The organism is Massilia sp. YIM B02443 (genome assembly GCF_030411955.1).
Classification (GTDB): Bacteria; Pseudomonadota; Gammaproteobacteria; order Burkholderiales; family Burkholderiaceae_D; genus Telluria.
Genome location: NZ_JASNRA010000021.1, coordinates 83,153 through 94,273 on the forward strand (window position 1 = coordinate 83,153; position 11,121 = coordinate 94,273).

The window sequence follows — 11,121 nt, forward strand, 5'->3', positions numbered from 1 at the left end:
TAGAATTCTACCAAGACTCAGGCAGTTCCCCCGACCACCCACACACAAGAGGACACCATGCAATCGAGCAACGCACGACAACTCAGCGGCAAAACGGCACTCGTCACCGGTTCCACGTCGGGCATCGGCCTCGGGATCGCGCGCGCACTGGCCGGGCAAGGCGCCAACATCGTGTTCAACGGCTTCGGCGACGCCCAGCAGATCGAAAAACTGTACACCGACACCGGCAGCGAATTCGGCGTCCAGACCGCCTACCACAACGCCGACATGTCCAAGCCGGACGAGATCGCCGCCATGATGGACTATGCGGCCAGCAAGTTCGGCGGCGTCGACATCCTGGTCAACAACGCCGGCATCCAGCACGTGGCGGCGGTCGAGGACTTCCCGCCCGAGCGCTGGGACGCGATCATCGCCATCAACCTGAGTTCGGCCTTCCATACCACGCGCCTGGCGCTGCCGGGCATGAAGCAGAAGAACTGGGGCCGCATCATCAACCTGGCCTCGGTGCACGGGCTGGTGGGCTCGGCGCAGAAATCGGCCTATGTCGCGGCCAAGCACGGGCTGGTGGGCTTCACCAAGGTCACCGCGCTGGAGACGGCCCAGACCGGCATCACCTGCAATGCGATCTGCCCGGGCTGGGTCTTGACGCCGCTGGTGCAGAAGCAGGTCGACGACCGCGCGGCGCGCGAGGGGCTGGACAACGACGCGGCGCGCAAGGCGCTTCTCGCCGAGAAGCAACCGTCGGGCGAGTTCGTGACGCCGGACGAGCTGGGGGCGCTGGCGGTATTCTTCTGCAGCCCGGCCGCGGACCAGGTGCGTGGGGTGGCGTGGAATATGGATGGGGGCTGGGCGGCGCAGTAAGCCTCTGCCGCGGCAGGTGGATTTCCGCGCGCCGATGACGCAGTGCAGCATGCGGAAATCCACAATAGCCCCAGGTCGGCGATTGGGCGAACATGACACTACCACCAACCTCGTTGAAGAGTTGTCATGAAAAAGCCTTTCTATAAAATCCTGTACGTCCAGGTGCTGTTCGCCATCGTGCTGGGCGTACTGCTCGGGGTGTTCTACCCTGAACTGGGCACCGCGATGAAGCCATTGGGAGACGGCTTCATCAAACTGATCAAGATGATCATCGCCCCCGTGATCTTCTGTACCGTCGTCGCCGGCATCGCCGGGATGCAGGACATGAAGAAGATCGGCCGCGTCGGCGGCAAGGCGCTGATCTATTTCGAGGTCGTCTCGACCTTCGCCCTGGCCATCGGCCTGATCGTGGCCAACGTCGCCAAGCCGGGCGCCGGCTTCAACGTCGATCCGGCCCACCTCGACACCAGCGCGATCGCACAATACACCAAGCAGGCGCACGGCCAGAGCACGGTCGACTTCCTGATGCACATCATCCCGAACACCTTCGTGGATGCCTTCGCCACCGGTAACATCCTGCAGGTGCTGCTGGTCGCCATCCTGTTCGGCTTCGCGCTGTCGATGATGGGCGAACGCGGCCGTCCGGTGACCAAGTTCATCGACGACATCTCGCACGTGATCTTCGGCATCGTCAACATCATCATGAAGGTCGCTCCGCTGGGCGCGTTCGGCGCCATGGCCTTCACCATCGGCAAATACGGCATCGCCTCGCTGCTGCCGCTGGCCAAGCTGATGGGCTCGTTCTACCTGACCTGCTTCCTGTTCGTGTTCGTCGTGCTGGGCCTGATCGCCAAGTTCACCGGCTTCTCGATCGTCAAGTTCATCAAGTACATCAAGGAAGAACTGCTGATCGTGCTGGGCACCTCGTCGTCGGAAAGCGCGCTGCCGAACCTGATGCGCAAGCTGGAAAAGCTGGGCTGCTCGAAGCCAGTCGTCGGCTTGGTGGTCCCGACCGGCTACTCGTTCAACCTGGACGGCACCAACATCTACATGACGATGGCCGCCCTGTTCGTGGCGCAGGCAACCAATACCGACCTGACCCTGACCCAGGAACTGACCATCCTGCTGGTGGCGATGCTGACCTCGAAGGGCGCGTCGGGCATCACCGGCGCCGGCTTCATCACCCTGGCCGCGACCCTGGCCGTGGTGCCGACCATCCCGGTGGCCGGCATGGCGCTGATCCTGGGCATCGACCGCTTCATGAGCGAAGCGCGCGCCCTGACCAACTTCGTCGGCAACGGTGTCGCCACCGTGGTCGTGTCGAAGTGGGAAAAGGAACTGGACGCGCAGCGCATGGACGACGTCCTCAACGGCCGCGTGACGGTCACCGACGACAAGGGCATGATGCCGGTGAAAGAAGCGGCCTGATCGCTTCTTGGCACCTGTCCCCAAAAACCGTGCCCGCGTGGCACGGTTTTTTTTCGTCCCGACGTTGCCATACCCGCCGCGCATGAAGTGACGAACAATGTAGACAAACCGATCTAGACAAGATAATCTAGATCTATCCTGATTCTACGAGGTTCGTCATGCCACGCTCACCCGATTCCCCCAAGCCAACCCCGGCCGAACTCGACCTGCTGCAGACCCTGTGGCCGCTCGGCTCCGCGACCGCCAAGCAGGTGCATGAAGCCATGCTGGCGCAGCGCCCCGACGTTACCTACGCCACCGTGCTGCGCCTGATGCAGGTGATGCACGGCAAAGGCCTGCTGTTGCGCGACGAGAGCGAACGGTCGCATGTCTACACCCCGGCCTACGGACGCGACGCCCTGCAGAGCAATCTGCTGCAAGACCTGATGCAGCGCGCCTTCGCCGGCTCGGCCAAGGCGCTGGTGCTGGCGGCGTTAAAGAGCGGCATCTCGAAGAAAGAGCGCGCCGAGATCGAAAAGCTGCTGCGCGAGGACAAGCAATGACCGCCGCCGGCTTTGTCGAGGCGGTTGGCTGGACGCTGGTGAATTTCACCTGGCAAGGCGCGCTGATTGCCTGCGAGACCGCGGTCCACCTGGTCCTGCTGCGCAACGCCAGCGCCCGCGCGCGCTACGCCGTCGCCGGTACCGGATTGCTGCTGTGCCTGCTTTGGCCGGCCGCCTCGTTGTGGGTGCGCCTGAACGGCGACGCGGCCGCGGATGGTGGCATCGCCATCATGCTGGTTGGCGCCGGCGCCGGCTCGCCCGCCGACCTCGACTGGGCCGGCCTGCTCGGCATGAATCTGGCCTGGATTGTCGGCGCCTGGGCGCTGTGCGCGCTGTTCCTGGCGCTGCGCATGGTTGCCGGCCTGCTGTGGGTGCGCCGCGCGGCAATCCACGAAGCACGCGACCCGGCATGGCAGGCGCGGCTCGACCGCCTGGCGCCGCAGTTCGGCATCGGGCGGCCGGTAGCCCTGCGCGTCGTCACCAACCTGTCCAGTCCGGTCACGGCCGGCTGGTGGCGCCCGGTGGTGCTGGTGCCGGCTTCGCTGGTGACGACCATGCCGGCGCAGCTGCTGGAAGCGCTGCTGGCGCACGAGCTGGCCCATGTCCGGCGCCATGACTATCTGGTGAACCTGGTCCAGAACGTGATCGAAGCATTGCTGTTCTACCACCCGGCGGTCTGGTGGCTCTCGCGCCGCATCCGCGCCGAGCGCGAACTGATCGCCGACGCTATCGCGGCCGGACAACTGGGCGAACCGCGGCGCCTGGCCCTGGCCCTTTCCGAACTGGAAAAACTCCAGTTTTCACCCACCCGACTGGCCCAGGCGGCCAATGGAGGAGACCTCATGTCACGCATCAAGCAACTGGTACGTCCCGAGTCAACCACACTGAACTGGAAAGCCGCGCTTCCCGTCATCGGTTTCGCCCTCGCCGCCCTGGCCGGCTGCGCGCAGCAGCCACAGGCCGAGCCCAAGGTCACGAGCATGGGGCCGGTCACGATCGAGACGCCGGTGATCGAGACCACGGCCATGGTCGACATGAATTCCTGCCCGCGTCCCGTGTATCCGGCAGTCGCCTTGCAGCGCAAGATCGAAGGCACCGTCACCATCGGTTTCCTGGTCGACGCCAGGGGCAATGTGCTCGACACCGCGCTGCGCCGCTCGAGCGGCGACGCCTCGCTCGACCAGGCCGCACGCGTCGCATTGGCCAAGTGCCGCTTCAAGCCGGCCACCATCAACGACACGCCGATCGACCGCTGGAGCGACGTCCAGTACGTCTGGAAAGCCAGTTAAGCACGGTCTGCTGCATTGCCGTCCACAAACGACAAGGGCGCTGGAAATCCAGCGCCCTTGTTTCATGGAAGCGGCGTGTCAGACCGCCGAGGTATCCAGCTCGCAGCCGGTAGCCGCCACGATCTCATCGCGCGTGACGCCCGGCGCCAACTCCACCACCTTCAGTCCGCCTTCGATGACGTCGATCACGCCCAGGTCGGTGATGATGCGATCGACCACGCCGACACCGGTCAGCGGCAGGTCGCATTTCTTGAGGATCTTGTGGCTGGTGCTACCATCCTTGGCAGTGGCCACGTGTTCCATCACCACCACCACGCGCTTGACGCCGGCCACCAGGTCCATCGCGCCGCCCATGCCCTTCACCATCTTGCCTGGGATCATCCAGTTGGCCAGGTCACCCTGTTCCGACACCTGCATCGCGCCCAGGATGGCCAGGTTGATCTTGCCACCGCGGATCATGCCGAAGGAATCGGCCGAGCTGAAATAGGCCGATCCCGGCAGCGCGGTCACGGTCTGCTTACCGGCGTTGATCAGGTCGGCGTCGATTTCGTTTTCCGTCGGGAACGGGCCGATGCCCAGCAGACCGTTCTCGGACTGCAGGAACACCTCGATATCGTTGGGGACGTAGTTCGCCACCAGGGTCGGCAGGCCGATGCCCAGGTTCACGTAGAAGCCGTCCTGCAGCTCCTTGGCCGCGCGCGCGGCCATTTCTTCACGAGTCCATGCCATGTTCTTGTCTCCGCTCTGGTCTTAGTTGGCGCGCACGGTGCGCTGCTCGATGCGCTTTTCCGGCGCCGGGTTGTGCACGATGCGGTGCACGAAGATGCTGGCCAGGTGTACATGGTCCGGATCAATCTCGCCGATCTCGACCAGCTTTTCGACCTCGACGATGCAGACCTTGCCGGCCATGGCGACGTTCGGATTGAAGTTGCGCGCGGTCTTGCGGAACACCAGGTTGCCGGCGCGGTCGGCCATATACGCCTTGACCAGCGACACGTCCGGGAACAGCGCGTGTTCCATCACGTAGTGCTCGCCGTTGAATTCGCGCGTTTCCTTGCCTTCGGCGACGATGGTGCCGTAGCCGGTCTTGGTGAAGAACGCCGGGATGCCGGCGCCGCCGGCGCGCAGTTTCTCGGCCAGCGTGCCCTGCGGCGTGAACTCGAGCTCGAGTTCATTGGCCAGGAACTGGCGCGCGAACTCCTTGTTCTCGCCCACGTAGGACGAAATCATCTTCTTGATCTGGCGCGTTTCCAGCAACTGGCCGAGGCCGAAGCCGTCCACGCCGGCGTTGTTGGAAATGGCGGTCAGATTCTTGACGCCCGAATCGCGCAGCGCGGCGATCAGGGCCTCGGGAATGCCGCACAGGCCGAAGCCGCCCACGGCGATGGTCTGGCCGTCCTGCACGATACCGGCCAGGGCCGATTGCGCGTCTGGATACACTTTATTCATACCCGTCCCTTTTATGGATGAAGCGTTAGCTCTTCTGTACTACTGAGTAGACTCTCAGCATAGAATACGCACAACAGGAGCACAATACCGTAGAACTACGGGCCGTCCCACCACCCGCATCGCCAATGAACAACGCTGTCGATCCGCCTCACATGAATTTATTGGGCGACATAGATTACGAGATGATTTTCCAGCACGCGCCGGTCGGCATGTGCGTCTCGCGCGACCGCGTGATCCAGACCTGCAACGGCGCGCTGGCCGCGATGTTCGGCTATGCCCCGGCGCGCTTGCACGGGCAATCGTTCAGCGTACTCTACCCCACCATGGATGAGTTCCTGCGCACGGGCGACCGCATCATTCCGATCATGAATGCCAGGGGGCGCTACTCGGACGAGCGCATCATGCGCCGCGCGAATGGCGAGCTGTTCTGGTGCCACGTGACCGGGCGCGCGCTCGACCCGGTGCAGCCGCTCGGCGCAGGGGTGTGGACCTTCGAGGATGTCAGCGAGAAGCGGCCGGTGACGGCCGAACTGACGCCGCGCGAACGCGAGATCGCGGCGCTACTGGTCGAGGGCAAGACCAGCAAGGTGATCGCGCGCGATGCGGGCCTGAGTCCGCGCACGGTGGAAATGCATCGCGCCAGCCTGATGCGCAAGTTCGCGGCATCGACGTCGTCGGAACTGGTGCACAAGCTGGTGGGTGCCGGATAACGCAAAGGCATGAGTAACGAATGCCCAACGTTACCGGCATCATCGAACATTAGAAAGCCGTTCGCCAACAGCGAACGGTTTTCTAAGGGCATTAAATACAATACATCGTTCCTGATTACGGACGCGGGTCAGGAATCAACCTCGATGGAGAACCGTACAAGACAAGAACCTTGTCATTCACACTGAAAGCGGGATCGCTACCTTGTACAACAGTCATCAAGTTATTGTTTTCAGTTTGAACAACGTATTCAAGACCCGATTGCTTAGTAGCATTTTTCTCAATTGCCGCCCCTGCAATCGCCCCGACCACAGCTCCTGCCAAAGCACCAGCAATATTCGCTCGATCACTGCCTCCGATGCCAGACCCGGCAGTAGCCCCAAGTGCTCCACCGACAGTTCCGCCCGCGGCATTAGTACCGTCGATCTGGACTGGACGCACACTTATTACTTTGGCTGCGACAGTACGGTTCACCTGTCCAACCGAACCAACTGAGTAAGATGTGGGCGAAATATTGGAGGTACAGCCGCAAATCAACATAATGCCCATGCTGACGGCGCTGATCGAGATACCAACTCTCATCGCTGGCTCACCGGGAACATTGGTTTGGACACATCGACCGTCTCGAGAGCTTGCAGAAACTGGGTAATATTGTTCTGCACGGCCCGGTTAACCGATTCACGTGCGCGCGTTATGCCAGCAAATGCATAGTCGAGTGGAACCTCACCCTTTGAAACAATATCCTGCGTATATACGATTGCTCCGGTTTTTCGGTCGAGAATCTCGTACCTTGCTGCAGTCTCGGTGGTCATTGAGAAGCCCGCGCTCGGAATGTCGAGCTTCAGGATCTTGACGCTTAAGTTCACTTTCGTAGGTGCATCATCGTTGAATACTGCCATTTTATTCAGCGATTCCTGCAAAGCGCTTTGCCAAAGTTGTGGCACCAAGGTTTCCATTCCAGCAGGCAGTTCACCAGTCTTTTCGTCTGCCCTCGCGATCCCAACTGTCATTGACTTCAACTCAGCTTCAATTTTTTTCGCACTGAATCCAACGTTCGGTACTGAAAAATTAATGGGAGGAGCAGACTGGCATCCTGCGAGTGCCAATACGGTCGCGATAACAAAAACTACTCTCTTCATGATCATCCCTAATGCGGCATCTAAGGCGTGCCGTTTCGCTTGAGCATCATACGCTAGTGATTACATAATAGATTCACACATATTCACCAAACTGTTTCGCCACAAGATAAACGCTTTGCAAGTTAATCGATTAGAACCATCAACATCGCCATCACCGCGCCCGTGGGCGAGCGCGGCCAAACATATGCCATGCACCATAAATAAGCAAACTGGCCGCTAATATCTTCTCCAGCACCCGCTCATCGATACAGCGCCCAAGCTTGCTGACGAATCCGTTCGAGCAGCCGGTGCAGGTCATGATCAAGACGCCGATCTTCGACCACGGCTGCGATATCCGGCGTCAGCGCGTCCAATAGCTCAGCTAGACGAGACGTCGGCTGTTGCGACGCGTCCAAGCGGCAACGCAGCCACGCACCTTGGCGGACCGCGATCAAGAGCGCCGCCGCCACCTGCTCCGTGAGTTCGAGCACGCGCAGGCAGTCGCGCGCGGCGATCGTGCCCATGCTGACCTTGTCCTGGTTGTGGCACTCGGTCGAGCGCGAGAACACCGACGCCGGCATGGTCAGCTTGAGCGCTTCCGCCGTCCACGCCGACACGCTGATCTGCAGCGCTTTCAGGCCGTGGCTGATCGCAGCGCGCTCGCCTTGGATGCCGGAAAGGTTGGGCGGCAAGCCATTGCTGTAGCGCGTGTCGACCAGCAACGCTAGCTGACGGTCCAGCAGGTCGGCCAGGTTGGCCACCGCATTCTTCATGCCGTCCATCGCGAACGCAATGTGGCCGCCGTAGAAATGGCCGCCGTGCAACACGCGCTCGCCGTCGGCATCGATGATCGGATTGTCATTGGCGCTATTGAGCTCGTTCTCGATCTGAGTGCGGAAAAACGGCAGCGCATCGGCCAGCACACCGATCACGTGCGGCGCGCAACGGATCGAATAGCGGTCCTGCAGACGCCGGCCGTTGCGCTCGACCTGCTCCGTGCTGCCGAGGTCGTGGCGCAACCAGGCCGCCACGTCCTGCATGCCCGCGTGTGGCTTGACCGCGAACAGTGTGGCGTCGAAATGGTGGGCATTGCCGTCCAGCGCGAACGAGGCCAGCGCCGTGATGCGGGTGGCCAGGCGCGCCAGGTAATCGGCTCGGTCCCAGGCCAAGCAGGCCAGTCCGGTCATGACGGCAGTGCCGTTCATGATCGCCAACCCTTCCTTTGGACGCAGATGCAGCGGCGCGATGCCAGCCTTGGCCAAGGCCTGGGCTGCGGGCAATTGCGTACCATCGCGCCACACTTCGCGCTCGCCGCACAGCACCGCCGCCAGATACGACAGTGGCGTCAGGTCGCCGCTGGCGCCAACCGAACCTTCGCCCGGGATCAGCGGCAGCAGGCCGGCGTCGAACAGGCGCACGATCTGCTCCAGCAAGCCGACGCTGACGCCCGAGTAACCCTTGCACAGCGAGGCCAGGCGCGCCGCCATTACCGCGCGCGTCTGCTCAGGGGTCAGATATGCACCGAGGCCGCAGCCGTGGTAGGTGTACAGCTGGCGCGGCAGTTCGGGCACCAGCTTGGGCGGGACGGCCACGGTGCACGAGTCGCCGTAGCCGGTGGTCACGCCATAAATGACGCCATCCTCGCGCAGCAGGCGGTCGAGAAAATCGGCGCCGCGCGCGATGGCGGCGCGAAACGCCGGGTCGCTTGATAACGCCGGTCGCGCTGCGCCGCGCGCGATGGCGACGACGTCGTCCAGGCTCAGGCGTTCGCGGTCGAAACGGACGATGCGGAGGTTGTGCGTGCCGGCGGCCGCGCTCATTGCGCCGCTGCCGCCGGCAAGGCGGAGCGCAGCGATTCCGGCAGCGGCGCCGACTTGCCGATCTTGAAGTCCACCCACACCACCTTGGCCGTGCCTTCGGCATGGACGTCGCCGGCTTCGCCGTCGGCGCCCACCAGGCGGATGTCATGCGAGACCTCGACGCTCGAGCGGCCTGGCGGCGACACATAGGTGCGCACCTCAATCTCGCCCGGATAGGCCAGTTGCTTGATGAAGTTCATCGAGGCGCTGACGATCACCGGACCTTCGCCGGTCGGGTTGGCCAGGCCGCCGACCTGCTCCAGCCAGGCGATGCGGGCCGACTCGATGTAGCGGAAATAATTGGTGTTGTTGACGTGGCCCATGGCGTCCATGTCGCCCCAGCGGATCGGCATGCGCATCGTATGAACCAGTTTTGGTGCGTGTTTCGGTGTTGCTTGTGCTACGGACTGCTCGCTGCTCATTGCTTGTCTCTGTTTCTTTTAAATTATTGCGCCGTCATGCCGTCGTCGGCGGTGATGATGGCGCCGTTGATGAAATGGGCTTCTTCCGCCGCCAGCAGCAGCAGGAGCCCGTCGAGGTCTTCCGGTTTGCCGGGACGCTTGCGGGGGAGCATCTCGATCAGCCTGCGTCCCGGCTCGGTGTCGAAATAATCCTCGTTCGAATCGGTGGCGATGTAGCCGGGGCAGATGGCGTTGACGTTGATGCCATACTTGCCCCACTCCACCGCCATCGCCTTGGTCATCTGCACCACGCCGGCCTTGCTCATGCAATACACGCCGATCTGCGGCAGCACGCGCAGGCCCGCCACCGAGGCGATGTTGACGATACGGTGCTGCTTGCGCGGATCGCCCTTGGCGCGCGCGATCATGCGCTTTGCGGTCTGCTGGGCCATGAAGAAGGCGCCGCGCAGATTGGTGTCCATGATGTAGCTGTAGTCGTCCTCGCCGACGTCGAGCAGGCGCTGGGTGGTCGACACGCCCGAGTTGTTGACCAGGATGTCGATCGGCCCGGCCTCGGTCTCGGCGTGCGCGATGGCTGCCTTGATGCTGCCGAGGTCGGTCACGTCGAGCCGCACCACGTGCGCCGCGCCGCCGTCGGCCTCGATCTCGGCGCGCAGTTCCTTGAGACGCTCGGTGCGGCGCGAGGCCAGCACCACCTGGGCGCCGGCGCCGGCCAGGGCCTTGGCGAAACGGGCGCCGAGGCCGCTCGATGCGCCGGTGACCATTGCAATCTTGCCTTCGAAATTGACTTCAATCCCCACGTCCGGCTCCCCGGCGCTGCCGCGCCACGCAGTTGCGAAAGCATAATGATCCCACAAATGCCGAGTATTAGATTGCCCCATCTAATATTGCACTTACAATACCGCGAAAGTTGCATTCACCGGCAAATTCCCGCACACTCGTGCTAATTTTTTTTCGCACCCTATTTACGCTCTTTAAAACACCATGACAGAGACCACGAATCTTCTCGAACAATACGGCCCGCGCGAGGCAATGGAGTATGACGTCGTCATCGTCGGCGGCGGCCCTGCCGGCCTGTCTGCGGCGATTCGCCTGAAGCAGCTGGCGGCGCAGCAGAACCGCGAAGTCTCGGTCTGCGTGCTGGAAAAAGGCGGCGAGCTGGGTGCGCACATCCTGTCGGGCGCGGTGATGGACCCACGCGCGATCACCGAACTGTTCCCGGACTGGAAAGAGAAAGGCGCGCCGCTGAATACCCCGGTGACGGAAGACCGCGTGCTGTTCCTGACCGAGACCAAATCGTACGCCACGCCGAACTTCGCGGTGCCCAAAGCCTTGACCAACCACGGCAACTACATCGTCTCGCTGGCCAACGTGGTGCGCTGGCTCGGCCAGCAGGCGGAGGCGCTGGGCGTGGAAATCTTCCCCGGCTTCCCGGCGGCCGAAGT

Annotated in this window: 13 protein-coding genes; 6 read left to right on the top strand and 7 right to left on the bottom strand. The window is 62.6% G+C overall.

What is annotated here, in order from left to right; genetic code table 11:
• Positions 1-57 precede the first annotated feature (57 nt).
• The 4 genes from QPK27_RS19505 (at position 58) to QPK27_RS19520 (ending at position 4,120) form a co-directional block, all read left to right on the top strand.
• The gene (locus QPK27_RS19505) at positions 58-861 is read left to right on the top strand and encodes a 3-hydroxybutyrate dehydrogenase (RefSeq protein ID WP_290419834.1); all 804 of its coding nucleotides are present in this window, start codon (positions 58-60) and stop codon (positions 859-861) included.
• 126 nt (positions 862-987) lie between these two features.
• Positions 988-2,289: a dicarboxylate/amino acid:cation symporter gene (locus QPK27_RS19510; protein WP_290419835.1), complete on the top strand. Its 1,302-nt coding sequence runs from the start codon at positions 988-990 to the stop codon at positions 2,287-2,289.
• Between the two features lie 158 nt (positions 2,290-2,447).
• On the top strand, positions 2,448-2,831 hold the full coding sequence (locus QPK27_RS19515) for a BlaI/MecI/CopY family transcriptional regulator (protein WP_290419836.1): 384 nt from the start codon (positions 2,448-2,450) through the stop codon (positions 2,829-2,831).
• On the top strand, positions 2,828-4,120 hold the full coding sequence (locus QPK27_RS19520; protein WP_290419837.1) for a M56 family metallopeptidase: 1,293 nt from the start codon (positions 2,828-2,830) through the stop codon (positions 4,118-4,120). Before QPK27_RS19515 ends, QPK27_RS19520 begins: the two co-directional genes overlap by 4 nt.
• 78 nt (positions 4,121-4,198) lie before the next feature.
• On the opposite strand, the gene QPK27_RS19525 is transcribed toward QPK27_RS19520, so the two are convergent.
• A complete protein-coding gene (locus tag QPK27_RS19525; protein ID WP_290419838.1) occupies positions 4,199-4,849 on the bottom strand; it encodes a 3-oxoacid CoA-transferase subunit B in 651 nt (216 codons plus the stop codon).
• Positions 4,850-4,870: 21 nt separating this feature from the next.
• The gene (locus QPK27_RS19530) at positions 4,871-5,569 is read right to left on the bottom strand and encodes a CoA transferase subunit A (RefSeq protein ID WP_290419839.1); all 699 of its coding nucleotides are present in this window, start codon (positions 5,567-5,569) and stop codon (positions 4,871-4,873) included.
• A 152-nt stretch (positions 5,570-5,721) separates the two neighbouring features.
• Between QPK27_RS19530 and QPK27_RS19535 the strand changes: the two genes are divergently transcribed.
• Entirely contained in the window at positions 5,722-6,279 is a 558-nt protein-coding gene (locus QPK27_RS19535; protein WP_290419848.1) for a LuxR C-terminal-related transcriptional regulator, read from the top strand.
• A 115-nt stretch (positions 6,280-6,394) separates the two neighbouring features.
• Here QPK27_RS19535 and QPK27_RS19540 read toward each other — a convergent pair whose 3' ends face one another.
• The 5 genes from QPK27_RS19540 to QPK27_RS19560 form a co-directional block, all read right to left on the bottom strand.
• A complete protein-coding gene (locus tag QPK27_RS19540) occupies positions 6,395-6,859 on the bottom strand; it encodes a hypothetical protein (RefSeq protein WP_290419840.1) in 465 nt (154 codons plus the stop codon).
• Positions 6,856-7,416 carry a lipoprotein gene (locus QPK27_RS19545; protein WP_290419841.1) on the bottom strand — a complete coding sequence of 187 codons (561 nt, stop codon included), beginning with the start codon at positions 7,414-7,416 and terminating at the stop codon, positions 6,856-6,858. Before QPK27_RS19545 ends, QPK27_RS19540 begins: the two co-directional genes overlap by 4 nt.
• 239 nt (positions 7,417-7,655) lie before the next feature.
• Positions 7,656-9,215, bottom strand: coding sequence for a histidine ammonia-lyase (gene hutH, locus QPK27_RS19550; protein ID WP_290419842.1), 1,560 nt, complete (start codon positions 9,213-9,215; stop codon positions 7,656-7,658).
• On the bottom strand, positions 9,212-9,613 hold the full coding sequence (locus QPK27_RS19555) for an acyl-CoA thioesterase (protein WP_374047094.1): 402 nt from the start codon (positions 9,611-9,613) through the stop codon (positions 9,212-9,214). The genes hutH and QPK27_RS19555 overlap by 4 nt, the downstream gene beginning before the upstream one ends.
• 86 nt (positions 9,614-9,699) lie before the next feature.
• Positions 9,700-10,476, bottom strand: a complete 777-nt coding sequence (locus QPK27_RS19560) for an SDR family oxidoreductase (protein WP_290419844.1) — start codon at positions 10,474-10,476, stop codon at positions 9,700-9,702.
• A 184-nt stretch (positions 10,477-10,660) separates the two neighbouring features.
• Between QPK27_RS19560 and QPK27_RS19565 the strand changes: the two genes are divergently transcribed.
• A partial coding sequence (locus tag QPK27_RS19565; protein WP_290419845.1) for an NAD(P)/FAD-dependent oxidoreductase occupies positions 10,661-11,121 on the top strand: 461 nt, incomplete at its 3' end.

What these genes read in the sequence shown, in the direction of transcription:
- QPK27_RS19505 (WP_290419834.1), top strand. Translation starts at nt 58, where the DNA reads ATGCAATCGAGCAACGCACGACAACTCAGCGGCAAAACGGCACTCGTC.
- QPK27_RS19510 (WP_290419835.1), top strand. Translation starts at nt 988, where the DNA reads ATGAAAAAGCCTTTCTATAAAATCCTGTACGTCCAGGTGCTGTTCGCC.
- QPK27_RS19515 (WP_290419836.1), top strand. Translation starts at nt 2,448, where the DNA reads ATGCCACGCTCACCCGATTCCCCCAAGCCAACCCCGGCCGAACTCGAC.
- QPK27_RS19520 (WP_290419837.1), top strand. Translation starts at nt 2,828, where the DNA reads ATGACCGCCGCCGGCTTTGTCGAGGCGGTTGGCTGGACGCTGGTGAAT.
- QPK27_RS19525 (WP_290419838.1), bottom strand. Translation starts at nt 4,849, where the DNA reads ATGGCATGGACTCGTGAAGAAATGGCCGCGCGCGCGGCCAAGGAGCTG.
- QPK27_RS19530 (WP_290419839.1), bottom strand. Translation starts at nt 5,569, where the DNA reads ATGAATAAAGTGTATCCAGACGCGCAATCGGCCCTGGCCGGTATCGTG.
- QPK27_RS19535 (WP_290419848.1), top strand. Translation starts at nt 5,722, where the DNA reads ATGAATTTATTGGGCGACATAGATTACGAGATGATTTTCCAGCACGCG.
- QPK27_RS19540 (WP_290419840.1), bottom strand. Translation starts at nt 6,859, where the DNA reads ATGAGAGTTGGTATCTCGATCAGCGCCGTCAGCATGGGCATTATGTTG.
- QPK27_RS19545 (WP_290419841.1), bottom strand. Translation starts at nt 7,416, where the DNA reads ATGAAGAGAGTAGTTTTTGTTATCGCGACCGTATTGGCACTCGCAGGA.
- hutH (WP_290419842.1), bottom strand. Translation starts at nt 9,215, where the DNA reads ATGAGCGCGGCCGCCGGCACGCACAACCTCCGCATCGTCCGTTTCGAC.
- QPK27_RS19555 (WP_374047094.1), bottom strand. Translation starts at nt 9,613, where the DNA reads ATGCGCATGCCGATCCGCTGGGGCGACATGGACGCCATGGGCCACGTC.